Origin of the sequence: Leisingera sp. ANG-M1 (genome assembly GCF_000813745.1) — a bacterium.
In the GTDB taxonomy this organism is placed as follows: domain Bacteria; phylum Pseudomonadota; class Alphaproteobacteria; order Rhodobacterales; family Rhodobacteraceae; genus Leisingera.
Map to the genome: position 1 here is coordinate 172584 of NZ_JWLC01000027.1, position 24289 is coordinate 196872.

Below are 24289 nucleotides of genomic sequence, written 5' to 3' on the forward strand. Positions count from 1 at the left end.
TCTATCGGCCTTTTGCGGACCCGCTCTGCACCCAATGAAGAGGTGGTCTTAGGGGGCCGGTCTCCTGATCTGATTGTTGCAACGGGGGGAATTTAACGCGGAGATGTGAACCCCGGGTGAGGGCAGCGTGCGCTGGGCAGGCAACGGGTGCGCTCCCGCCAATTTCGGCAGGCTGCGCCTGCCTGCCAATTGTTGGGCACGGCACGGGCCATGCGGCCCGTGCGGGCGGGCGCTTGAAGGCGGGGCGGCTCCTGTGCAAAGTGCCGCCGGAACTGGTTTTTGAAGATGAGGGCAGGCGATGATCCCGGTCAAAGGATATGAAGGTGCCAAAGTGGCGGTGCTGGGGCTGGGGCGCTCGGGGCTGGCGACGGCGCGCAGCCTTCGTGAAGGCGGAGCGGAGGCCCTTTGCTGGGACGACAATCCGGCGGCGCGGGATGCGGCGGAGGCGGAAGGGTTCACCTGCCGCGACCTGCATAAGCAGGGGGCATTTGAGGGCGTGGCGGCGTTGGTGACTTCGCCCGGGATACCGCATCTCTATCCCAAGCCGAACCCGGTGATCCGCGCGGCAATCGAGGCCGGGGTGCCGGTGGATAATGACATCGGGCTGTTTTTCCGCTCCTTCGCCGATGCCGAATGGCAGATGCATGACCAGCCGCCGCGGGTGGTGGCGGTGACCGGCTCCAACGGCAAATCGACCACGGTGGCGCTGCTGCATCACATCCTGCAGGAAGCCGGGCGCGAGAGCCAGCTGGCGGGCAATATCGGCCGCGGGGTGCTGGATATAGATCAGCCCGGCAATGGCGGCGTGGTGGTGCTGGAGCTGTCGAGCTATCAGACTGAATTGGCCCGGGCGCTGACACCGGATGTGGCGGTTTTCACCAATCTCTCGCCCGATCACTTGGACCGGCATGGCGGTATGGGCGGCTATTTTGCGGCCAAACGGCGGCTGTTTGCCGAGGGCGGGCCGGATCGGGCTGTGATCGGAATTGACGAGGATGAGGGACTGTTTCTGGCGGGCCAGCTGTCGGAAGGGCTGGGCGATGACCGGGTGATCCGGATTTCCGCCGCGTGCAAGCTGACCGGCCCGGGGTGGCAGGTCTTTGCCCGCAAAGGATTCCTGAGCGAGTACCGCAAAGGGCGGCAGGCGGCTTCGATTGACCTGCGGGACATGACCGGCCTGCCCGGCGCCCATAACCATCAGAACGCCTGTGCGGCTTATGCGGCGGCGCGCTCCCTGGGGCTGGCGCCGCGGCTGATCGGCGAGGCGATGGCCACTTTCCCGGGCCTGCCGCACCGAAGCCAGACCATCGCCGAGGCAGGCGGCGTGCGGTATGTGAATGACAGCAAGGCCACCAATCTGGACAGCGCGGCAAAGGCGCTGGGGGCGTTCAGGAATATCCGCTGGATCTGCGGCGGGCTGGAGAAGGACGGCGGTCTGGAGGCGCTGCAGGGGCAGACCGGCAATGTGGTGAAGGCCTATGTGATAGGCCGCGAGGCGGCGGGCTTTGCGCTGCAGCTGGATGTGGAGGCGGAGGTTTGCACCACCATGGCGGCAGCAGTGGCGCGGGCCATTGAGGACGCCCGGGAAGGCGACACCGTGCTGCTGGCGCCGGCCGCGGCGAGCTTTGACCAGTATGACAATTTTGAGCAGCGCGGCGATGATTTCGCCGCCGAAGTCAAAGCACGGCTGGGGTGAGGCGGTTCCGGGGAGGGGCTTCAGGCTCACCTAATCGGAAAATCCGCCTCTGACCGGCCTTCGCATGATCTGTGCCTGCCAGAGCTGCCGCGCGCGCTCAAGGGAAATAGCGGTATCCGCCTTTGGCGGAGCCTCCGCGATTTCTCTTGCCCGCGCCCGTCACCCCCGGCTGTCTCTGCTCAAGCGAAGGCGGCTCCGAAGCGGAAAGCTCCGGCAGAGGGTCAGATGGTGGCGGCGATGGCGGTGCCGGCTGCAAAGCCGGAGGACCAGGCCCATTGGAAGTTGTAGCCGCCGAGCCAGCCGGTGACATCCACGGCTTCGCCGATGGCGTAAAGGCCGGGGGCGGCTTTGGCCTCCATGGTTTTGGAGGAGAGGCCATCGGTGTCGATGCCGCCGAGGGTGACTTCGGCGGTGCGGTAGCCTTCGGTGCCGGCGGGCAGCAGGTGCCAGTTTTGCAAGGCCTCGCAAAGGGCCTGCAGCGCGGCGTCAGACTGGTCGGCAAGGCGGCCCTTGAGATCCAGCTGGGGTTTCAGGAAGTCTACCAGTTTGGACGGCAGGTGGCGCGACAGCTCGGTTGTGAGGTCGCGGCGGCCCTCGGCCTGGCGCTGCTCGCGAAGAAGAGTGAATAGAGGTGTTTCCGGGATCAGGTTCACCGTGATCTCTTCACCCTCGTGCCAGTAGGAGGAAAGCTGCAGAACCGAAGGCCCTGAAAGACCGCGGTGGGTGAACAGCAGTGCCTCGTCGAATGAGGTGCGTGCGTTGCTGAGGCGCGCGGGCAAAGCGGTGCCGGCGAGCGGTTTGAAGCGGCCGTCCGGGAAGGTGAAGGGCACGAGGCCCGCGCGGGTCTCGGTCACCTGCAGCCCGAACTGGCGGGCGAGGTCATAGGCGAGGCCGGTGGCGCCCATCTTGGGGATCGACTTGCCGCCGGTGGCCAGCACCAGGTTGCGGCAGGTGACGGTGTGCGCTTTGCCCTCGCGCAGGAGCTTGACCCGGTAGCCCGCCGGGGTCGTTTCCACGGTTTCGACGGCGGTCTGCAGCCACAGCTCCGCGCCGGCCTGGCGCAACTCCTCCACCAGCAGGGTGATGATCTGTTTTGAGGAGCCGTCGCAGAACAGCTGGCCCAGGGTTTTCTCGTGCCAGGCGATGCCGTGGCGGCTGACCAGCTCGATGAAGTCCCATTGGGTGTAGCGGGCCAGCGCCGACTTGCAGAAATGCGGGTTGGCCGACAGGTAGTTCTTGGCCTCGGCATACATGTTGGTGAAATTGCAGCGGCCGCCGCCGGAGATGCGGATCTTCTCGCCCGGCGCCTTGGCGTGGTCGATCACCAATGTGCTGCCGCCCGAATAGCGCGCGCACATCATGCCGGCCGCGCCGGCGCCGAGAATCAGAGTGTTTACCTGCATGGCGCGCATCGACCACGGAAGCGGCGCTGGCGCAAGGGGGCGGGTCGTGCAGGCCGGTTAATGGCGCGAGAGAAGGAGAGCCTTAGGGAGAGCTGGAGCTGAACAGGGAAATGTCTGCTTGAGCGGGGGCAGCGGTGAATGAATGAACCGGGCCCAAACCAACCGGCCCCGCGTCTTGGCCGAACGGCTGCTTTCCCTCCATTCGGCCAGGGGCAAAGAAGACTTAGGCCTCTTTCATCTGGATAAGCTGGATCAGATTTCCGCAAGTGTCATCAAAAACAGCCATGTGGACTGCACCCGCGTCCATTGGCTCAGTTACGAAATTCACGCCGCGGCCGCTCAGCTTCTTCCATTCTGCATCCAGGTCTTGAACCTGAAAGGAATGCGCAGCGATGCCATCGGCAACGATTGCGTATTTGTATGGCCCCACAGCCGGATGGTCGCTCGGTTCCAGCAGCAGCTCAGTCCCGTCAGGATCTTCCTCGGATACAACCGTCAACCAGCGGTTATCGCCCAACGGGATGTTATGTTTTACCTTGAAGCCGAGAACTTCAGTGTAGAATTTTTCGGCCTTGTCCTGGTCATCGACAAAGACACTGGTGACGTAGATTTTCATGTCTTTCTTCCGTTCTGCATGTAGTTCGTTAGCCATGATGCAGCCGCGACGTGGTCTTCGCTGACGCATAACGAATGCGTCTTGGTGCGTCCCTTCCATTCAATCTCGATCAAGCCTGCCTTCTCCAGAACAGCAAGATGCTGGGAGACAGTCTGCCGTGACAAGGCAACGCCGTTTTCGGCAACCGACGCAGCGCATACTTCGAAAAGCGACTGAGCGGGCTGTTTGCTCAGGCGGTCGATGATGCGGCGGCGCGTGCTGTCCGATAGTGCTTTGAAGATTAAGTCGAGCTGTTCATCTGTCATGGTTTTTATGCAGTAACTTTGCTGCATGTCAAGTGCAGTCATTTAACTGCATATCAGAGCTGAGATCGAAAGCGAACCTTGGTGATGTAGAAACCGGGGTCAGCTTCGTCTGGTTAGCCGCCGTTCAGCGCGAAGATTGGCAAAGCCTGAAGCCTGCGCCTGACAGCCACTAGAATGCATGCCGCAAGATCCGGTGCCATCCGCGATCATCCAGTTACCTGGGGCGGGGCACTCTGGCGGCAAAGGCGGTTCGCTGGTCATGCCGCTGCTGGCGCGTGACTGCCGGCGGCGCGCTGCGGGCAGCAGCTTCCTGCCTGTCAAGACGGCCTGCGGTCCCGGCGGTGGTTTTCCGCCGAACTGTGTTCTTTTTCTGGCGCGCTGGCTCACGATTCGTTACAGTTTCGGTGAGACCCCGAAAACGGGGCGCGAGCGAGGCATATAGTGGCGGTATTCCCATGACTGAGATGGTCTATGGCGCGGTTCCTGTGCAGGCAGGGGAACCGATTCTCCCGAAATGGTGGCGGACGCTGGATAAGTGGACGATGTCCTGCATCCTGATGCTGTTCGTGATCGGTTTGCTCCTGGGTCTGGCGGCCTCGGTGCCGCTGGCGGAGAGGAACGGGTTCGGCAATTTCCACTATGTGCAGCGGCAGGCGGTGTTTGGCCTGACGGCGCTGGCGGCGATGCTGATCACATCCGTGATGTCGCCCACGCTGGTGCGGCGGCTGGCGGTGCTGGGCTTTGCCGTGGCCTTTGTCGCGCTGGCGTTTCTGCCCATCTTCGGGACCGATTTCGGCAAAGGGGCGGTGCGATGGTACTCGCTTGGCTTTGCCTCGCTGCAGCCGTCTGAATTCCTGAAGCCGGGCTTCATCGTGGTGGCGGCCTGGATGATTGCCGCCAGTCAGCAGATAAACGGCCCGCCCGGCACACTGATGTCTTTCGCGCTGTGCCTGATGGTGGTCATGATGCTGGTTTTGCAGCCGGATTTCGGCCAGGCCAGCCTGATCCTGTTTGGCTGGGGGGTGATGTATTTTGTCGCCGGAGCGCCGATGCTGCTGCTGGTCTGCATGGCTGCGGTGGTCGTGATGGGCGGGGTCTTTGCCTATAACAGCTCCGAGCATTTTGCCCGCCGCATCGACGGCTTCCTGAACCCGGATGTCGATCCGACCACCCAGCTGGGCTACGCCACCAATGCGATCCGCGAGGGCGGCTTGTTCGGGGTCGGCGTCGGCGAGGGCCAGGTGAAATGGTCGCTGCCCGATGCCCATACCGATTTCATCGTGGCTGTGGCGGCCGAGGAATACGGGCTGGTGCTGGTGGTGGTCCTGATCGCGCTTTATGCCTTGATCGTGGTGCGCTCGCTGTTCCGGCTGATGCGTGAGCGCGATACGTTTATCCGTCTGGCGGGCACCGGCCTTGTGTGCATGTTCGGTGTGCAGGCGATGATCAACATGGGCGTCGCGGTGCGGCTTTTGCCTGCCAAGGGCATGACGCTGCCGTTTGTGAGCTACGGCGGATCCTCGCTGATTGCCACCGGCATTGCGGTGGGTATGCTGCTGGCCTTTACCCGGACCCGTCCGCAGGGCGGGATTGCCGACTACCTGAACGGCCGCGGCCGCTGAGAGATCTGGAAAGAGACCCCCTGGGATGGCACAGAAACTGCTCTTGATGGCGGCCGGCGGGACCGGCGGCCATATGTTTCCGGCGCAGTCGCTGGCGGAGACGATGCTGGCCCGCGGCTGGCGGGTGAAGCTGTCAACGGACGCCCGCGGGGCGCGCTACACCGGCGCCTTTCCGGAGGCGGTTGAGATTTCCGAAGTGTCCTCGGCCACCTTTGCCCGCGGCGGCCTGCTGGCCAAGGCGCTGGTGGGGCCGAAGATTGCCGGCGGCGTTCTATCGATGATGATGCAGATGCGGCGCGAGCGGCCGGATGCGGTGATCGGCTTTGGCGGCTACCCGTCGATCCCGGCGCTGGGGGCGGCGACGCTCTTGAAACTGCCGCGGATGATTCATGAGCAGAACGGCGTTCTGGGCCGGGTCAATCAGATCTTTGCCAAGCGGGTTGCGGGCGTTGCCTGCGGCACCTGGCCGACCGCGCTGCCGGACGGGGTTCCGCATGAGCATGTGGGCAACCCGGTGCGCAGTGCGGTGATGGAGCGTGCGGGCGCCGGCTATATTCCGCCGGGCGACTATCCGATGTCGCTCTTGGTGATGGGCGGCAGCCAGGGCGCGCGCATCCTGTCGGACGTGGTGCCGGGTGCGGTCGCAGCCCTGCCGGAGGCCATGCGCCAGCACCTGCGGGTGTCGCATCAGGCGCGCAGCGAAGATCTGGAACGGGTCAGCGCCTTTTATGCGGAACACGGTATCAACGCCGATGTGCAGACCTTTTTCAATGATGTGCCTTCGCGCATGTCCGAGGCGCAGCTGGTGATCTCGCGCTCGGGCGCGTCGTCGGTGGCTGATATATCGGTCATCGGGCGGCCCTCGATCCTGATCCCCTTTGCTGCTGCCGCCGGCGACCATCAAACCGCTAACGCCCGCGGCCTGGTTGACGCCAATGCCGCCGTGATGATCCCGGAAAGCGCCCTTGATGTTCCGGCGCTGGCAGAGCATATGGGCGCGATTCTGAGTAACCCGCAGGCTGCGACACAGATGTCGGCTGCCGCTTTGAGCGCCGGGGTTCCCGATGCTGCTGAACGTCTGGCGGCACTGGTGGAGCAGCTGGCCGAGGAAGGATAAACGTTATGAACCCTGCAACCAAACTGCCTGGTGACGTCGGCCCGATCCATTTCGTGGGGATCGGAGGCATCGGCATGTCAGGCATCGCTGAGGTTTTGCTGAACCTTGGCTACATGGTGCAGGGGTCGGACCTGAAGTCTTCGAAAATCACCAATCGCCTGGAGGAGCTGGGCGCGCGGATTTTTGTGGGCCAGAAGGCGGAGAACCTGGAGGAAGCCGCGGTTGTGGTGATCTCCTCGGCAATCAAACCGGGCAACCCGGAGCTGGACGAGGCGCGCCTGCGCGGCCTGCCGGTGGTGCGCCGGGCCGATATGCTGGCGGAGCTGATGCGGCTCAAGTCCAACGTTGCCATTGCCGGGACCCATGGCAAGACCACCACCACCACCATGATGGCCGAGCTGATGGTGGCCGGCGGTTTTGACCCGACAATCATTAACGGCGGCATTATTCACGCCTACGGCTCCAACGCACGGATGGGGCAGGGCGAATGGATGGTGGTCGAGGCGGATGAGAGCGACGGCTCCTTCAACCGGCTGCCTGCGACCATCGCTGTGGTGACCAATATCGACCCCGAGCATATGGAGCATTGGGGTGATTTTGACACGTTGCGTGACGGGTTCCTGGAGTTTGTCTCCAACATTCCGTTTTACGGCATTGCAGTCTGCTGCACCGACCACCCGGAAGTGCAGGCGCTGATCGGGCGGATCTCGGACCGCCGGGTCGTGACCTATGGGTTCAACGCGCAGGCGGATGTGCGGGCGGTGAACCTGACCTATAAGGCGGGCGTTGCCCATTTCGACGTGCACCTGCAGGCCGAGGACCGGGTGATCGAGGGCTGTACCCTGCCGATGCCGGGCGACCATAACGTCTCGAATGCGCTCTCCGCTGTTGCGGTTGCACGGCATCTGGGCATGAACAGCACCGAGATCCGCGAGGCGCTGGCGGCCTTTGGCGGTGTGAACCGGCGTTTCACCAAGGTGGGCGAAGTCGACGGTGTCACCATCATCGACGATTACGGCCACCACCCGGTGGAGATCGCGGCGGTGCTGAAAGCGGCGCGCCAAGCCTGCGAGGGCCGGGTGATTGCGGTGCATCAGCCGCACCGCTACACCCGCCTGTCGAGCCTGTTCGATGATTTCTGCGCTTGTTTCAATGAGGCGGACGTCGTGGCCATTGCCGAGGTCTTTGCCGCGGGCGAGGAGCCGATTGAAGGCGCCAGCCGCGACGATCTGGTGGCGGGTCTGATCCGCCATGGCCACCGCCATGCCCGCGCCATCCTGAGCGAAGACGACCTGGAGCGCCTTGTGCGCGAACAAGCGCGGCCTGGCGACATGGTAGTTTGCCTCGGCGCCGGCACTATCAGTACCTGGGCCAACGGCCTGCCGGACCGGTTGCAGCAATGAGTGTCGCGGGAAGTGGCGGGGGCGCTGCCCCCCGCCGCCTTTTGCGGCTCCCCCCGGGATATTTGAAGCAAGAGGAAGCCGGCGGGCTGAGGGGGCGGGTGTGACGCTGTCCCTGACCCTTGCCGCCGTCTGGGCGCTGGCGGCCAATTTGCTGGCGATGATTCCGAGTCGCGACAATCATTGGCGCCGCGCCTATGTGCTGATTGCGCTGGGCATTCCGCTTTTGGGCTATGTGACTTATGAAAACGGCCCCTGGTGGGGGCTGGCAGTGCTGCTGGCGGGGATGTCGGTGCTGCGCTGGCCGGTGGTTTATTTCCTGCGCTGGATCGGTGTTTTGCCGCGGGGCAGCCGCGAGTAGCCGGAGTGCCGCCGTGTTTTGGCCGACCTTGTCAGCCGGTATTGGGTTGGCCTTCGGCCTGGCCGGGCGGGCGCTGGCACTTTTTCAAAGTGCTTGGAGCGGTTGCGGCGCTGGGTATCGGGGCGTTCGTCTATGATTTCGTTGTCTTCGTCCAGCCAGATTTCGAAGGCGGCACCGGCGGCAAAGGGGCAGGAAACGGCCTTGGAATTGCGCTCGGTTTTTTCTCATTGCTGCAATGGCTGCGGCCCTGGCGGGGCTCTTTTCCGGGCTTGCGGTCTATGCTTTGAACCGCTGGATGAAACGGCCGTGAATGCGGTTTGCGGCGCTGATGCGCCGCCAGAACAGTTTCTTCCGCTCGTTTACCGGGTGTTTTCCTTGGGGTGCTAAAGCTGTAGGGTGCCTGGCGGTCTCCTGCCGCCCGGCGCGTATGTGCGCTTCCGGTGGCAAATTGTTTCTCTCCGCGGCCGGTTGCCTGGTACTGGTCCGGAGTCGGGTTGTGGTAGCGATTACATTGATATGGCTGGTTTTTGGCCTGGTTTGGCTGATCGGCTTTTATTATCTGGCGCGGTTCCGGCGGCGCGGCCTGGCGCGCGGGCTGGTGGCATTCTGGCTGCTGCTCTTGGTCTGGCTGGTGCTTAGCCTCTATCACGAAAACCACCAGCATGATCTCCGCAAAGTCGTGTTGTCCCTTTATTTCAACGGCCATCTTGTTTACGGACTGTGCGCGTTCATTGGCTGGAACTTGGGACAAAAGAGACGATGGCGGCGCAAACTGAAACTATTCTTCCGGCGGCTCGCGGGCGGCTCACGGAGCAGAAGCCGCTTGCGGAGCTGACCTGGCTGCGGGTCGGCGGTCCGGCGGACCATCTGTTTCAGCCGGCTGATGTCGAAGACCTGGCGGATTTCCTGCGGCAGCTGGACCCGGCGGTGCAGGTATTCCCGATGGGGGTCGGCTCCAACCTCATCGTGCGGGACGGCGGCTTGCGCGCGGTGGTGATCCGGCTGGGCCGCGGTTTCAATGGGATTGAGGTCAACGGCGATACCGTTACTGCAGGCGCCGCGGCGCTGGATGCGCATGTGGCCAAGAAGGCGGCGGACGCAGGCATTGACCTTACTTTCCTGCGCACCATTCCTGGCTCGATCGGCGGTGCAGTGCGGATGAATGCGGGCTGCTACGGCAGCTATACTGCGGATGTGTTTGTCTCGGCCACGATTGTCACCCGGGAGGGTGAAATCCGCGAGATCACCGCGGAGGAACTGGCATTTCAATACCGCCAGACCGCCATGCCGGAAGGCGCGGTGCTGGTTTCAGCCACGCTGCGGGGGCACAGCGGCGAACCGGCGGAGCTGCATGCCCGGATGGAGGCGCAGCTGCGGAAGCGCGATGAGACCCAGCCGACCCGCGACCGCTCGGCCGGCTCCACCTTCCGCAATCCGGCGGGGTTCTCCTCGACCGGGCGGGAAGACGACGTGCATGACCTGAAAGCCTGGAAGGTGATCGACAGTGCCGGCATGCGCGGCGCCCGGCGCGGGGCTGCGCAGATGAGCGAGAAGCATTCCAACTTCCTGATCAACACCGGTGGCGCAACTGCCGCAGATCTGGAGGGATTGGGCGAGGAGGTGCGGAAAAAGGTTTACGCCAATTCCGGCATCACGCTAGAGTGGGAAATCATGCGGATTGGTGATCCGCTTCCCGAATAACTGGAATTCCTCAGCGCTGACAAAGGCTTCCCGGGCCGCAGCTGGATGGGGGCATGTGTTCCAGCCAGGAACCGGGCAGCGGCAATTGTTAAACGTGGTAAAGGCATCGTTAACGCGCCGGTAAGACTTAGGGCGTTAGGGTGCCGAAGAGGCGGCAATGATCTGCCGGTTTAAGGGGGCAGGCGCCCCGCAAAAATCAGCCGGGAACAGCCCGGCACAAGGATATAAGGCGGGCCTTTTGGGGGCTCCAAAAACCAGGGGCATGAAAGCCCCGCATATTGAGGCGCTTCGAGGTGAGTAAGTCGAGCAGGGCACTCCCGAAAGTCGCGGTGCTGATGGGCGGACCATCGGCCGAACGCGAGGTATCGCTGTCCAGCGGCCGCGAATGCGCGGCCGCATTGCGCGGTGAGGGGTTTGAGGTTGTTGAGGTGGACGCGGGCCAGGACCTGTGCGCGCGCCTGCAGGAAATCCAGCCGGATGTGGTGTTCAACGCGCTGCACGGGCGCTGGGGCGAGGACGGCTGCGTGCAGGGCATGCTGGAATGGCTGCAGATCCCCTATACCCATTCCGGTGTGCTGGCCTCAGCCCTGGCGATGGACAAGCAGCGCTCCAAGGAGGTTTTCAAGGCCGCAGCCCTGCCGGTCTGCGAAAGCGGTATCTTTGCCAGGGATGACGTGAGCGCGGGCCATGTGATGGCGCCGCCCTATGTGGTGAAGCCCAATAACGAAGGCTCCAGCGTCGGCATCTATATTGTGCATGAGGCGGCGAACGGCCCGCCGCAGCTGTCGGAGGAGATGCCTGCCGAAGTGATGGTGGAGAGTTTTGCGCCGGGGCGTGAGCTGACCACCACTGTGATCGGGGACAAGGCGCTGACGGTGACCGATATCCTGACCGACGGCTGGTACGATTACGACGCCAAATACAAGCCGGGCGGCTCGCGCCATGTGCTGCCGGCCGATCTGCCGCGGGAGATTTTCGACCTCTGCCTGGAATATGCGCTGAAAGCGCATGAGGTGCTGGGCTGCCGCGGTGTCAGCCGCACCGATTTCCGCTGGGATGAGGCCCGCGGCGCAAACGGGCTGATCATTCTGGAAACCAATACCCAGCCCGGCATGACGCCGACCTCGCTGGTGCCGGAGCAGGCGGACCATTGCGGCATGACCTTTGGCCAGCTCTGCGCCTGGATGGTGGAGGATGCGTCATGCAATCGCTGAAAGGGCGCTTCCGCCGCGAGACGGGTGAGCGGGCAGACCCGGCGCCGTCACGGCTGAAGTACCGGCTGCAGCGCTGGATGCTGACGCCGGGCATCCGGTTCGGCCTGCGCTTTGGCATACCGTTCTGCCTGATCTTTGCCGCGGGCAGCGCCTATCTGGCGGATGAAGGGCGGCGCGACGCGCTGCGGGGGCTGGTCAATGATGCCCGCGCCGCGATCGAAGAGCGGCCGGAGTTCATGGTCAATGTGATGGCGGTGGATGGGGCGGGCACCAGCGTGGCGCAGGATATCCGCGAAGTGGTGCCGCTGGATTTTCCGGTCAGCTCCTTTGATCTGGACCTGCAGCAGATACGAGATGTGATCACCGGGCTGGATCCGGTGAAATCCGCAAGCGTGCGGATCCGTCCGGGCGGCATCCTGCAGGTGGACGTGGAAGAGCGCGAACCGGCGCTGATCTGGCGCAGCCGCGAGGGGCTGGCGCTGCTGGACGAAAGCGGCATTCACGTGGCCGAGCTGGGCCACCGCAGCCTGCATCCGGACCTGCCGCTGATTGCCGGCGAGGGCGCCGACGGCGAGGCGGCCGAGGCACTGCGCCTGTTTGCGGCGGCGCGCCCGCTGGGTGCACGTTTGCGCGGCTTGGTGCGGGTGGGCGAGCGGCGCTGGGACGTGGTGCTGGACCGCAAGCAGCGGATCATGCTGCCGGCGGAGAACCCGGTGCCGGCGCTGGAGCGGGTGCTGGCGGTGAGTGAAGTGCAGGATTTGCTGGAACGCGATGTGGCGGCGGTGGATATGCGCCTGGCTGGGCGCCCGACCATCCGCATGACCGAAAACTCAGTGGAAAACTGGTGGCGGATCCGGCAGCTGAACGGGGGCGGGCAGTAAGATGACAGATCTCTATCAATCGCAGCGGGCGATGCGGCAGATGCGGCGCCAGGCGATGCAGCGCGGTGTGGTGGCCATTCTGGACGTGGGCAGCTCGAAGATCGCCTGCCTGGTGCTGCGTTTCGACGGCACCGGCAAGCTGAGCGAGGACGGCTCGATCGGGGCTTTGGCCGGGCAGTCGGGCTTCCGGGTGATTGGCGCTGCGACCACGCGTTCGCGCGGGGTGCAGTTCGGCGAGATCAACGCGATGCAGGAGACTGAGCGCGCCATCCGCACCGCGGTGCAGGCAGCGCAGAAGATGGCCGAGGTGCGGGTGGATCACGTGATCGCCTGTTTCTCGGGCGCCAATCCGCGCTCTTATGGCCTCGACTCCAAGCTGGAGCTGGAAGGGCAGGTTGTCTCCGAGAATGAGGTGGCGCAGGTGCTGGCCTCCTGCGAGGTGCCGGAGTACGGCGCGGGCCGCGAGGTGCTGCACGCGCAGCCGGTGAACTTTGCGCTCGACAACCGGTCGGGCCTGGGTGATCCGCGCGGCCAGATGGGCCAGACCCTGGCGGTCGACATGCATATGCTGACGGTGGATGCCATCGCGGTGCAGAACCTGGTGCGCTGCATCCAGCGCTGCGATCTGGAGCTGGCGGGGATCGCGTCCTCGGCTTATGCCTCGGGCTTTTCCTCGCTGGTTGAAGATGAGCAGGAGCTGGGCGCGGCCTGTATCGACATGGGCGGCGGCTCGACCTCGATCTCGGTCTTCATGAAGAAACACATGATCTATGCCGACGCGGTGCGTCTGGGCGGCGATCACATCACCAGCGACATTTCGATGGGGCTGGGCGTGCCCCTGGCCAATGCCGAGCGGATAAAGACCTTTTGCGGCGGGGTGCATGCCACCGGCGCCGATGACCGCGACATGATCGATATCGGCGGCGACACCGGTGACTGGGAGCATGACCGCCGCACCGTCAGCCGGGCCGAGCTGATCGGCATCATGCGGCCGCGGGTGGAAGAGATCCTGGAAGAGGTGCGGGCGCGGCTGGATGCGGCCGGGTTCGAATACCTCCCAAGCCAGCAGATCGTGCTGACCGGCGGCTCCAGCCAGATCATGGGGCTGGATGGGCTGGCGAGCCGCATTCTGGGCCAGCAGGTGCGCCTGGGGCGGCCTTTGCGGGTGCATGGCCTGCCGCAATCGGCAACCGGGCCGGGCTTTGCGTCCGCCGTGGGGCTGTGCCTGTTCGCGGCCCATCCGCAGGACGAATGGTGGGATTTCGACATGCCTGCCAGCCGTCATCCGGCGGGCACGCTGGGCCGGGCGGTGCGGTGGTTCCGCGACAACTGGTAAGCTGCAGTTCAATTCAACCCTGGTGGCGAATGAGGGCGTGACAGCGCTCTTGTGACCCGTTAGGTTGTTCTTAACGTCCGCAAAAATGCGGCGAGTCAGAAGGCCGAGCAGTGGCCGTCACGCAATTCGAAGATCTCTCCGCGCCAGTGGTTTCGCGGGTGGCGGAGCTTTGTTGTGTGTGGCTTGTGCTTGATCCCCAATATCTGCTAGGGACGGCGAAATACCGCGGGTTTCACCTCAGAATGAGGCCTTATTTTGTGGCGTTTGACGCTTTTTTGGATGACGCAACAACCTCTGCGCGGTAGGATTATGTGAATAGGACAGGAATAAGCCCTTTGCGGGAAGGGCGGGTAACACAGGCGGTAAGAGCATGACGTTGAATCTATCGATGCCCGGGCAGGAAGAGTTGAAGCCGAAGATCACGGTGTTTGGTGTCGGCGGGGCCGGCGGCAACGCTGTCAACAACATGATCGAGAAAGAGCTCGACGGCGTTGAATTCGTCGTGGCCAACACCGACGCGCAGGCGCTGCAGCAGAGCGCGGCCAAGGCCCGCATCCAGCTGGGTGTGAAAGTCACCGAGGGCCTGGGTGCAGGCGCCCGCCCGCAGGTGGGCTCGGCCGCGGCTGAGGAAAGCATCGAGCAGATCGTCGATCACCTGGCAGGCGCGCATATGTGCTTCATCACCGCGGGCATGGGCGGCGGCACCGGCACCGGTGCGGCGCCGATCATCGCGCAGGCCGCGCGTGAGCTGGGCGTGCTGACCGTGGGTGTTGTTACCAAGCCGTTCCAGTTCGAAGGCCTGAAGCGGATGCGCCAGGCCGAAGCCGGCGTTGAAAGCCTGCAGCGCGTTGTCGACACGCTGATCATCATTCCGAACCAGAACCTGTTCCGCCTGGCCAACGAGAAGACCACCTTCACCGAGGCGTTCTCGATGGCGGATGATGTTCTGTACCAGGGTGTCAAAGGCGTCACTGACCTGATGGTGCGCCCGGGCCTGATCAACCTCGACTTTGCCGACGTGCGTGCGGTGATGGACGAGATGGGCAAGGCGATGATGGGCACCGGCGAGGGCGAGGGCGAGGACCGCGCGGTCCAGGCTGCCGAGAAGGCGATTGCCAACCCGCTGCTGGACGAGATCAGCCTGAAAGGCGCCAAGGGCGTGCTGATCAACATCACCGGCTCGCACGACCTGACCCTGTTCGAACTGGACGAAGCCGCCAACCGCATCCGCGAGGAAGTGGACCCGGACGCCAACATCATTGTCGGCTCGACCCTGGACACCGGCATGGAAGGCAAGATGCGTGTGTCCGTTGTGGCCACCGGCATCGATGCGACCGACGTGAACACCGAAATGCCGGTGCCGCGCCGTCCGATGTCGGCGCCGCTGCGCCAGACCGTGACCGTCGAGGAAACCCGCGCCGCCGCACCGCTGGAGCTGGAAACCCCGGTTGCCGCACCCGCTGCTGCTGAGGCCGCACCGGCTCCGGCAGCCGAGGCTGCGGAAGCAGCGCCCGCACTGGAAGAGCCGTCTCTGTTTGCCGAGATGAACGCTGAACAGGCCGCGGCCCAGGAACAGGCCGAGGATATCTTTGAAGAGGTTGAGCCGATGGGCGACGACGGCCTGCCGCCGCCGGCCTATCAGCCGCAGGTGCCGGAATTCCGTCCGCAGGCGGATGCAGTAGAAGCGCAGCCGGAAGCCTCTTTCGTGGCGCCAAAGGCGCCTGCGCCGGGCACTCCGTCGCCGCAGGCTCTGGAGCGTCTGCAGGCAGCTGCCCAGCGGGTGCAGACCCCACAGCCGCAGCAGCAGCGCCCGGCTGCAGCCCCTGCAGCGTCCGCGCCGCAACCGCAACCGCAGCAGCAGCAGCCTGAAGGCCAACGCCGTTTCGGTCTCAATTCGCTGATCCATCGGATGACCGGCAGCGCCGAAACCTCGGCCGTCAAGCAGCAGCCGCAGGCAGCGCGGCAGCAGCCCGCTATGCAGGCACCGGCCCCCGCTGCACAGCCGCAGCAGGTGCAGCAGCAGGCGGATCCGGACCAGGAACGGATCGAAATCCCCGCTTTCCTGCGCCGCCAGGCCAATTAAAGGTTCACAAAGCGCATTGAGGAAGCCGCCTTAGGGCGGCTTTTTCTTGTTTAAATGCATAGGGTTGCTTGGATCTGAGCGGCGTTTTGCCTATCTGTTACAGGCATGTTTCAATCCGTTACAAAGATTGAGTTGTGCCTTTTTTTGCAAAACCTTAACTCTCGTTCGCAACACGGCCCCCGAGGCCGGAAACAGCGGAACGAGGCGCAACGTGCAGAATACGCTCAAGGCATCGGTGGCATTCGAAGGGGTCGGCCTGCATTCCGGCAAGCCTGCTCGCATGGTTCTGATCCCGGCTCCGGCGGGGCACGGCATCGTCTTCAAACGCACCGATATTGCTTTGGGCAACACGCTGCTTCCCGCCCGCTGGGACCTGGTTGAGCGCAGCCCGCTGTGCACCCGGCTGGTCAATGAGGCCGGCGTGAGCGTCTCAACAATCGAGCACATCATGGCGGCCCTGGCGGGCTGCGGCGTGCACAACGCGCTGATCGAGATCGACGGCCCGGAAGTGCCGATCGTTGATGGCTCCTCGGCTCCGTTTGTGCGCGGCATCATGCAGTACGGCGTGCAGCGTCTGGGCGTGCCTGCCACTGCCTTTGAAGTGCTGAAGCCGGTGACGGTGGAACGGGACGGCGCCCGCGCCACCCTGCTGCCGTCGGACCGGCTGACCATCGAATTCCACATCGACTTTGCCGAGGCCGCAATCGGCCGTCAGAGCAAGGTCCTGGACATGCGCAACGGCAGCTTTGCGCGTGAGCTGTGCGACAGCCGCACCTTCTGCCGCCAGGCGGATGTAGAAACTATGCAGGCCAACGGTCTCGCTCTTGGCGGTGTGCCGGGCGAAAACGCCATCGTGTTTGATGGCGAGCGGGTCGAAAGCGGCGCGGGACTGCGCCATTCGGATGAGCCTGTGCGCCACAAGATGCTGGATGCGCTGGGGGACCTGGCGCTGGCCGGGGGGCCGATCTTGGGGCGCTATGTTGGCGAGCGCGCGGGGCACGCGCTGACCAACACCTTGCTGCGTGCCTTGTTTGCGGAGCCGGGTGCGGTCCGGGCCGTCGCCTGCGATGCAGCGATGACCGCACGGCTGCCGGGACAGGGGCTGATCTGGTCGGAAATCCCGGCCGAGCAGCGCCGCGTGGCATAAGGCAGAGAACCAGGAACGAGCGGACAGACTGGCCCGGGACCATTGTGTCCCGGGTCTTTTCTTGCAGGGCGCTGCGGCAGGGAATGGCTGCCCTTGACCTGCCTGATCTTTCTCTGCCATGTGAACGCACAAGTGGCAAAAGGCGTTTTGTGCCCCAGTTGAATATGCTAGAGACGGCATAACCGGGGCACACACCCGTAAGGCAAAGACGGTGAGGTTAGGCACTATGAACGGCATCAGAGCAGGAGCCAGGACCCTCGGCGCAGTGCTTTTGGCAGCAGCCCTTGCGGGGTGCGGCGGCGGTGACGGTGTTGCGGTCAAGCGGAATGAGTCGCTGGAAGCCTTCACGCCGGAACAGATCTATGAGCGTGCCGAGTTCGATCTGGCCAACAACCGGGCCAAGGATGCGGCCTATCACTTTGCGGAAATCGAGCGTCTTTACCCTTATTCTGAATGGGCCAAACAGTCGGTGATCATGCAGGCGTTTGCCTATCACGGCCTCAAGGACTACGAACAAAGCCGTGCAGCCGCGCAGCGGTTCATTGATTTCTACCCGGCGGATGAAGACGCGGCCTATGCCCAGTATCTGCTGGCGCTGAGCTACTATGACCAGATCGACGAGGTTGGCCGCGACCAGGGGCTGACGTTCCAGGCGCTGCAGGCGCTGCGCACTGTGATCGAGGTCTACCCCGACAGCGAATATGCCAACTCGGCGATCCTGAAGTTCGACCTGGCCTTCGACCATCTGGCGGGCAAGGAGATGGAGATCGGCCGCTATTACCTGCGCCGCGGCCATTACACCTCAGCCATCAACCGCTTCCGGGTCGTGGTCGAGGATTTCCAGACTACCAGCCACACACCCGAAGCGCTGCACCGTCTGGTCGAAGCCTATCTGTCGCTGGGTCTGACCGCTGAAGCGCAAACCGCCGGTGCGATCCTGGGGCATAACTTCCAGTCCACCGACTGGTACGAGAACAGCTACAAGCTGCTGACCGCCAACGGGCTGAAGCCCAAGGACCGCGGCAACAACTGGCTGAGCCAGATCTACCGCCAGACGATCAAGGGGCGGTGGCTGTAACGGCCGCCGCAGCACGGGGGCAGGGTCATGCTGCGCGCGCTTGATATCCGGGACATCCTGATCATTGATCACCTGGAGCTGAATTTTCAGCCCGGGCTGAATGTGCTGACCGGCGAGACCGGTGCCGGGAAATCCATTCTGCTGGACAGCCTTGGCTTTGTTCTGGGCTGGCGCGGCCGGGCCGAGCTGGTGCGCCAGGGTGCCAAACAGGGCGAGGTTCTGGCCGAATTCGAATTGGGTGAGGGCCATCCTGCGCATGCGATCCTTGAGGAAGCCGGGCTGCCGGGCGGCGATGAGCTGATCCTGCGCCGGGTGAACACAGCCGAGGGGCGCAAGACCGCTTGGGTGAACGACCGCCGCTGCTCGGGCGAGGTGCTGCGGGCGCTGTCGGAAACCCTGGTAGAGCTGCACGGCCAGCATGATGACCGTGGGCTGTTGAACCCGCGGGGGCATATGGCGCTGCTGGACCAGTACGCGGATGTGCAGGGCCTGCTGGGCGAGGTGCGCGGTGCCTGGACCGGTGCCGCCAAGGCGCGCAAAACGGTGGAGGCCACCCGGGCCGCATTGGAGGCGGTGCGGGCAGAGGAGGAATTCCTGCGCCATGCCGTCGCCGAGCTGGACAAGCTGGACCCGCAGCCGGGCGAGGATGAAGCCCTGGACACCCGCCGCCGCCAGATGCAGTCGGCAGAACGCATCCGCGGCGACATCGCCCGCGCCCATGCGCTGCTGAGCGACGGCGCCGAGGGCGCCATGGGCGAGGCGCAGCGCTGGCTGGAAGGGGTTGCGGGCCAGGAAGACGATACCGGGCTGGAGGAGCCGCTGGCCGCGCTTTCGCGCGCGATGATCGAGCTGGGCGAGGCCCAGGACGGGGTTGAGCGGGTGCTGGGAACTTTGGAGTTCAACCCGGGCGAACTGGAAGATTGTGAAGAGCGCTTGTTTGCCATCCGCGGGCTGGCCCGCAAGCATGATGTGCAAGCCGATGAGCTGGCGGGTTATGCCGAAACCCTGCGCGCCAAGCTGGCGGCGCTGGATGCGGGCGATCAGAACCTGGCAGATCAGGAAACGGCGCTGAAGGCGGCGGAGGCGGCTTACACGCAGGCGGCCAAGCAGCTGGGCGCGGTGCGCCGCCAGGCGGCGGCTGCGCTGGACAAGGCCGTGATGGCCGAACTGGCGCCGCTGAAGATGGAGCGCGCCGTGTTCCAGACCCGCATCAGCACTGCCGAGCCGGGGCCGGAGGGCATGGATGCGGTGGCCTTTACCGTGGCCACCAACCCGGGCGCGCCGGCAGGGGCCCTGAACAAGATCGCATCGGGCGGCGAGCTGAGCCGCTTTTTGCTGGCGCTGAAAGTCTGCCTGCGCGGCGAGAATGTCAGCAAGACGTTGATATTCGACGAGATCGACCGCGGTGTCGGCGGCGCGACTGCCGATGCCGTGGGCCGGCGGCTGCGCAGCCTCGCGGGCGGCGGCCAGGTGCTGGTAGTGACCCACTCGCCGCAGGTGGCGGCGCTTGGCGGCCATCACTGGCAGGTGCGCAAGCAGGTGGTCGATGGCATGACACTGTCGCAGGTGGTGCCGCTGGCCGAAGGCGAGCGGGTGGACGAGCTTGCCCGCATGGTGTCAGGTGATACGATCACCGATGAGGCCCGTGCCGCGGCCCGGGCATTGCTGGCCGGCTGAGCTGTTGAAATGCCGCACCGGGTGAGGGTTCCTTAACCGGCTGTGTGGCACTTTAGGCCATTGAAAACAAACGACCCGCTGGCAGGCTATGGTAGAAGAAATCCGTTCGTCCCTTTCCGCAATGCTTGTCCAGTGGCTGGCGGGCCTGAAAGACATCTGGCGGGTGCTTCGGCACCGCGGCCCCAGCCAGTTCCAGTTCTGGCTGATTGCCCTGGGGATTGGCATCGCGGCGGGGTTTGCCGCCTTGTTCTTCCGCAAGGGGATCACGGCGCTGCAAGCCTGGATCTACGGCGCGCCGGACATCCACTACCTGCATTCCTTTGCGCAAGACCTGCCCTGGTACACGCTGGTCAGTATTGCCGCCGGCGGCGGGCTGGTGGTGGGGCTGATCCTGGACCGGTTCACGCCGGACGGGCGGGTGCGCTCGGTTGCTGATGTGATCGAAGGCGCTGCGCTGCACAACGGGCGGGTCGAGCACAAAGAGGGGCTGGCCTCAGCACTGGCCTCCTTCATCACCTTGTCGACGGGCGGTTCCACCGGACGCGAAGGGCCGGTGGTGCATTTGGCCGGGGTGATCTCCACCTGGGTCAGCAACCGGATCAACGCCGACGGCATCACCGGGCGCGACCTGCTGGGCTGCGCGGTGGCGGCAGGGGTTTCGGCCAGCTTCAATGCGCCCATCGCAGGCGCGCTGTTTGCGATGGAGGTGGTGCTGCGGCATTTTTCGGTCAATGCTTTTGCGCCGATTGTGGTGGCCTCTGTGGCCGGAACTGTGATCAACCGGCTGGAATACGGCGATGTCACCGAGTTCACCCTGAATACGCCCGGGGCGCTGCAGTTCTATGTGGAGCTGCCGGCCTTCCTGATCCTGGGGCTGATCTGCGGGTTGGTTGCTGTGGCGCTGATGAAGGCGATCTTCTTTGCCGATAAGGTGGGCAATACGGTGCAGCAGCGGCTGCATCTGCCGCGCTGGCTGCGCCCGGCGGTGTCGGGCGCCATGCTGGGCGTTATCGCCATCTGGTATCCGCATATCATCGGTGTCGGCTATGAAACCACGGTGCTGGCGCTCACTGGCGGGCTGCTCCTGGGGCAGGCGGTGATCTTTACCGCTGTCAAGACCGCGGCTGTGGCGATCACCATGGGCGGGCGCATGGGCGGCGGCGTGTTCTCCCCTTCGCTGATGGTCGGGGCGCTGACCGGGCTAGCCTTCGGCCTGATTGCCACTGCGGTGCTGCCGGATGTCTCCGGCACCCACACGCTTTATGCCTTTGCCGGCATGGGGGCGGTGGCAGCAGCTGTTCTCGGGGCGCCGATTTCCACCACGCTGATTGTGTTCGAGCTGACGGGCGACTGGCAGATCGGCCTGGCGGTGATGGTGTCGGTCTCGATGTCGACGGCGCTGGCCTCGCGTCTGGTGGACCGCTCCTTCTTCCTTACCCAGCTGGAAAAGCGCAACATCCACTGCGCGGCTGGCCCGCAAGCCTATCTGTTGTCGCTGATCCGGGCAGGGGCAGTGATGCGGCCGATGGGCGACAGCCGCTGTGCGCCTCTGGAAGAGTGCCGCGGGCTGGTGGAGCAGGGGCTGTGCATCCGCGCCTCCGCCTCGCTGGAGGCGGCGATGCCGGTGTTTGACCGGGCAGATGCGGTGTTCCTGCCGGTGATGATGGAGGAGGGCGGCAGTGAAGAGATTATCGGCGCGTTGTACCAGGTGGATGCCCTGAAGGCCTATAACCGGGCGCTGGCCGCCGCCGCTGCCGAAGAGCACAGATAGCGGGTTGCCAGGGCTGCCCCCGTCCGTGCGGTTCGCCTGACACGGAACTGTGACCCTAAAGGGGAATTTTTTCCACTGCCTCCCCAGAACTGTGGGGAATTGGATACACTTTGAACGTGCAGGTTAAGAAATTACTAAGAAATTCGTTGCCCGCCGCAGCACCTGCAGCAAGACTGTGAATAAAAGCAGGTCTTTCTCACTTTTGGCAGGAAAAAGATGCGTAATCTCGAAATCGGCCCGCAAGAGGCTGGTGCGAACATGAAGGCGGACGAGCGGGAAAATGAACGGGCTGCGCTGGAGGCGGTGATCAATTACGCGATCCAATGCGCCCGGGAGACGGATATTCTCGGCGCAGGCGATGCGCTGGAAGAAGCCAGGCTGAACCTCAGCCGTGCTGTCCTGACCTGACTGGTTCCCAATTGCCGCGAGGCACTCCCAGCGCCCGGACCCAGGGCGGCGGAATATTTGTTTTAGTCTTTAGCTCTGACGGTGCGGTCCCCGCTGCCGGACACAAAAATGGACACAAAAAAACCGGCACTCAACGCGCCGGTTTTTGAGTTTTCAGGGTGATGCAGCCGGGCCCCGCCGGGGGGGCAGGGCGGGAAGCCGGTTCAGACCTGCTCCACCTTGACAGAATCGCTCAGAACAAAGGCCAGGTAGCCTTTGATTTCGGCCACGGCCTCGATCGGATCTTCATAGCTCCAAGCGGCGTTTTCGGTGACCGAGGATTTATTGGCGATCGAATAGTAGCTGGCATCGCCCTTGTGCGGGCAATGGCTGGTCTTTTCGGTCTTGTCGAAGAAGGCCATCGCCAGATCGCCGCGCGGGAAATAGATGACCGGATCCAGATCGCCCTCAGACAGCTCCAGAGCGTTGGAGCTTTCCCCCAACACGGCGCCGCCGGAGCGGACGGTCCAGGTGCCTTCGGCCTTGCGGATGCGGATAGTGGTCATGCGTGTTTTCCCATTCTCTTCGTTCGTGTCGTCTTTGCTCAGTCTATGTAGCAGCCTATGTAACAATCGCGTGTCACAAGGGGGCGGTTGCGGCATCAAGCCACGCCTTTGCGGCGGGGCTGAGCTGTGCTGCGGTCTTTTCGGCCACCTCCTGGTGGTAGGCATTCAGCCAGTCCCGTTCGCAGGCGGTAAGCATTGCCACGTTTACCAGCCGCCGGTCAATGGGGGCAAAGGTCAGGGTGCGCCAGCAAAGCATCTCGCGCTCCGGATCGCTGGTCTCAAGCGCCGGGGCCTCCTGGGCAACGATCAGGTTCTCGATGCGGATGCCAAAGGCGCCTTCGCGGTAGTAGCCGGGCTCGTTTGACAGGATCATGCCGGGTTCAAACGGCACGTGGCTGGTGCGGGCAAGGCGCTGCGGGCCCTCGTGGACACTTAGATAGGCGCCAACACCGTGGCCAAGCCCATGGTTGAAGTCCTGTCCTGCCAGCCACAGCGGCATCCGGCCGATGGCCTCGATATCGCGGCCCGCAAGCCCCTTGGGCCAGCGCAGGCGGGACATGGCGATCATGCCCTGTAGCACGCGGGTATATGCGTTGCGTTCCTCCTCACCGGGCGTGCCGATGGCAATGGTGCGGGTGATGTCGGTGGTGCCGTCCAGGTACTGGCCGCCGCTGTCGAGCACCAGGAGGTGGCCGTCCTCCAGCCGGGTGTCGGTCTCGTCAGTGACCCGGTAGTGCATGACGGCGCCGTTTTCGCCGGTGCCTGCGATGGTTTCAAAGCTAATGTCGCGTAAGGAAGGGTCCTGACGGCGGAACTCTTCCAGCTTCTTGACCACGCCGATTTCGGTAAGGGTTCCGGGCGCCTGTGCATCGAGCCAGGCCAGGAGCTCGATCACGGCGGCACCATCGCGCAGATGCGCTGCGGCGCTGCCTGCGATTTCAGCCGCGTTTTTGCGGGCCTTGGGCAGGGCGCAGGGGTCGCCTGCGGGCACCAGACGGTCTCCCAATGCGTCGGCCACGATTTGCGGCAGGGTGCCGCTGTCAGCTGCGACCGAGCCGTTGAGCGCGGCGGCGGCCTGCAGGAAGTCTTCGGGCGCGAGCAGCGTGACCGAGGGGCCGAAGTGGCCCTTAAGGCCTGCAAGTTTTTCCGCCGCCATGAACAGGTCCACGCGGGCATCGCTGTGCAGGATGGCAAAGCCATGCGCCACCGGGTTACGGGCCACATCGCCGCCGCGGATGTTCAAGAGCCACATGATGCTGTCGGGCAGGGTGATGACAGCCGCCGCCTGGCCTGCATCCTGCAGGCCCTTGGCGAGGCGGGCGCATTTGTCCGCAGCACTTTCGCCCGCGTAGTCCAGCGGGTGCGCTGCCACAGGCTGCATCGGCGGCGCGGGCTGATCCGCCCAGATGCGGTCCACCAGGTTTTCGCATTGCACCAGGGTGATGCTGCTGCCTTTCAGCTCGCGGGTGAGGGAGGTGATCTGTCCTGCAGCATGCAGCCAGGGGTCGAAGCCGACATTTCCGCCCTGCGGCAGCTGTTCTTTCAGCCAGTCCGCCAGCTGCACTTCGGGCCAGGGGACAGGGGTGTACTCCTCTGCAACTTGCCGTTTCACCTGGGTGCGGTAGCGGCCGTCGATAAAGACGCCGGCGATGTCCCGGAGCACGGCGCAGAATCCGGCCGAGCCGGTGAAGCCGGTGAGCCAGCCCAGCCGTTCGTCGCGGGGCGCCACGTATTCGCCCTGATGGGCATCGGCGCGGGGCACCAGAAAGCCGTCGAGGTTTTCTGCGGCCAGCTCCTTGCGCAATGCTGCCAGCCGCGGCGGGCCTTGCTCCGGGCGCGCGGTCACATCGAAGGTCTGATACATGGGGCAACTCTCCTGCTTGACGGGCGGGGCGGCTGGGGGCGCTGGCCCCTGGCGGCAAAGAAAA

Annotated in this window: 21 protein-coding genes; 16 read left to right on the forward strand and 5 right to left on the reverse strand. The window is 64.3% G+C overall.

Annotated elements, in window-relative coordinates; all coding sequences use genetic code 11:
* Positions 1 to 298 precede the first annotated feature (298 nt).
* Positions 299 to 1696: a UDP-N-acetylmuramoyl-L-alanine--D-glutamate ligase gene (gene murD, locus RA19_RS22615; RefSeq protein ID WP_039167233.1), complete on the forward strand. Its 1398-nt coding sequence runs from the start codon at positions 299 to 301 to the stop codon at positions 1694 to 1696.
* A gap of 221 nt (positions 1697 to 1917) precedes the next feature.
* Here the strand turns inward: murD and RA19_RS22620 are convergent, their stop codons facing one another.
* The 3 genes from RA19_RS22620 to RA19_RS22630 all read right to left on the reverse strand — a co-directional run bounded on the left by RA19_RS22620 (position 1918) and on the right by RA19_RS22630 (position 4020).
* A complete protein-coding gene (locus RA19_RS22620; RefSeq protein ID WP_039167310.1) occupies positions 1918 to 3099 on the reverse strand; it encodes an NAD(P)/FAD-dependent oxidoreductase in 1182 nt (393 codons plus the stop codon).
* A 223-nt stretch (positions 3100 to 3322) separates the two neighbouring features.
* Entirely contained in the window at positions 3323 to 3715 is a 393-nt protein-coding gene (locus RA19_RS22625; RefSeq protein ID WP_039167234.1) for a VOC family protein, read from the reverse strand.
* Positions 3712 to 4020 (reverse strand): ArsR/SmtB family transcription factor, encoded by a 309-nt coding sequence (locus RA19_RS22630; RefSeq protein ID WP_039167312.1) that lies wholly within the window; start codon positions 4018 to 4020, stop codon positions 3712 to 3714. The genes RA19_RS22625 and RA19_RS22630 overlap by 4 nt, the downstream gene beginning before the upstream one ends.
* Positions 4021 to 4475: 455 nt before the next feature.
* Here RA19_RS22630 and ftsW point away from each other — a divergent pair, with 455 nt between their 5' ends.
* The 15 genes from ftsW to RA19_RS22705 all read left to right on the forward strand — a co-directional run bounded on the left by ftsW (position 4476) and on the right by RA19_RS22705 (position 21816).
* On the forward strand, positions 4476 to 5642 hold the full coding sequence (ftsW, locus tag RA19_RS22635; protein WP_039167236.1) for a putative lipid II flippase FtsW: 1167 nt from the start codon (positions 4476 to 4478) through the stop codon (positions 5640 to 5642).
* Between the two features lie 25 nt (positions 5643 to 5667).
* Positions 5668 to 6759, forward strand: coding sequence for a UDP-N-acetylglucosamine--N-acetylmuramyl-(pentapeptide) pyrophosphoryl-undecaprenol N-acetylglucosamine transferase (locus tag RA19_RS22640; RefSeq protein ID WP_039167237.1), 1092 nt, complete (start codon positions 5668 to 5670; stop codon positions 6757 to 6759).
* A 5-nt stretch (positions 6760 to 6764) separates the two neighbouring features.
* The gene (gene murC / locus RA19_RS22645; RefSeq protein WP_039167240.1) at positions 6765 to 8162 is read left to right on the forward strand and encodes a UDP-N-acetylmuramate--L-alanine ligase; all 1398 of its coding nucleotides are present in this window, start codon (positions 6765 to 6767) and stop codon (positions 8160 to 8162) included.
* Between the two features lie 100 nt (positions 8163 to 8262).
* The gene (locus RA19_RS22650; RefSeq protein WP_039167242.1) at positions 8263 to 8520 is read left to right on the forward strand and encodes a DUF2484 family protein; all 258 of its coding nucleotides are present in this window, start codon (positions 8263 to 8265) and stop codon (positions 8518 to 8520) included.
* Positions 8521 to 8830: 310 nt separating this feature from the next.
* The gene (locus tag RA19_RS26705) at positions 8831 to 9355 is read left to right on the forward strand and encodes a hypothetical protein (RefSeq protein ID WP_152615846.1); all 525 of its coding nucleotides are present in this window, start codon (positions 8831 to 8833) and stop codon (positions 9353 to 9355) included.
* Positions 9280 to 10221 (forward strand): UDP-N-acetylmuramate dehydrogenase, encoded by a 942-nt coding sequence (gene murB, locus RA19_RS22660; RefSeq protein ID WP_039167246.1) that lies wholly within the window; start codon positions 9280 to 9282, stop codon positions 10219 to 10221. Before RA19_RS26705 ends, murB begins: the two co-directional genes overlap by 76 nt.
* A gap of 293 nt (positions 10222 to 10514) precedes the next feature.
* Positions 10515 to 11435, forward strand: a complete 921-nt coding sequence (locus tag RA19_RS22665; RefSeq protein WP_082020650.1) for a D-alanine--D-alanine ligase — start codon at positions 10515 to 10517, stop codon at positions 11433 to 11435.
* Positions 11423 to 12316 (forward strand): cell division protein FtsQ/DivIB, encoded by an 894-nt coding sequence (locus tag RA19_RS22670; RefSeq protein WP_039167248.1) that lies wholly within the window; start codon positions 11423 to 11425, stop codon positions 12314 to 12316. Before RA19_RS22665 ends, RA19_RS22670 begins: the two co-directional genes overlap by 13 nt.
* 1 nt (position 12317) lies before the next feature.
* Complete coding sequence (gene ftsA, locus RA19_RS22675; protein WP_039167250.1) at positions 12318 to 13652, forward strand: cell division protein FtsA; 1335 nt, start codon at positions 12318 to 12320, stop codon at positions 13650 to 13652.
* Positions 13653 to 14022: 370 nt separating this feature from the next.
* On the forward strand, positions 14023 to 15735 hold the full coding sequence (gene ftsZ / locus RA19_RS22680) for a cell division protein FtsZ (RefSeq protein WP_039167253.1): 1713 nt from the start codon (positions 14023 to 14025) through the stop codon (positions 15733 to 15735).
* A gap of 211 nt (positions 15736 to 15946) precedes the next feature.
* On the forward strand, positions 15947 to 16882 hold the full coding sequence (gene lpxC / locus RA19_RS22685; protein WP_039167254.1) for a UDP-3-O-acyl-N-acetylglucosamine deacetylase: 936 nt from the start codon (positions 15947 to 15949) through the stop codon (positions 16880 to 16882).
* A gap of 226 nt (positions 16883 to 17108) precedes the next feature.
* Complete coding sequence (locus RA19_RS22690) at positions 17109 to 17960, forward strand: outer membrane protein assembly factor BamD (RefSeq protein WP_039167256.1); 852 nt, start codon at positions 17109 to 17111, stop codon at positions 17958 to 17960.
* Positions 17961 to 17987: 27 nt separating this feature from the next.
* Positions 17988 to 19637, forward strand: a complete 1650-nt coding sequence (gene recN / locus RA19_RS22695) for a DNA repair protein RecN (protein WP_039167257.1) — start codon at positions 17988 to 17990, stop codon at positions 19635 to 19637.
* Positions 19638 to 19725: 88 nt separating this feature from the next.
* A complete protein-coding gene (locus RA19_RS22700) occupies positions 19726 to 21408 on the forward strand; it encodes a chloride channel protein (protein ID WP_039167258.1) in 1683 nt (560 codons plus the stop codon).
* Positions 21409 to 21624: 216 nt separating this feature from the next.
* Positions 21625 to 21816 (forward strand): hypothetical protein, encoded by a 192-nt coding sequence (locus RA19_RS22705; protein WP_039167260.1) that lies wholly within the window; start codon positions 21625 to 21627, stop codon positions 21814 to 21816.
* A 203-nt stretch (positions 21817 to 22019) separates the two neighbouring features.
* Here RA19_RS22705 and RA19_RS22710 read toward each other — a convergent pair whose 3' ends face one another.
* Both RA19_RS22710 and RA19_RS22715 read right to left on the reverse strand, forming a co-directional pair.
* Positions 22020 to 22361: a DUF427 domain-containing protein gene (locus tag RA19_RS22710; RefSeq protein WP_039167262.1), complete on the reverse strand. Its 342-nt coding sequence runs from the start codon at positions 22359 to 22361 to the stop codon at positions 22020 to 22022.
* A 73-nt stretch (positions 22362 to 22434) separates the two neighbouring features.
* The gene (locus RA19_RS22715) at positions 22435 to 24225 is read right to left on the reverse strand and encodes an aminopeptidase P family protein (RefSeq protein WP_039167263.1); all 1791 of its coding nucleotides are present in this window, start codon (positions 24223 to 24225) and stop codon (positions 22435 to 22437) included.
* Positions 24226 to 24289: the final 64 nt, after the last annotated feature.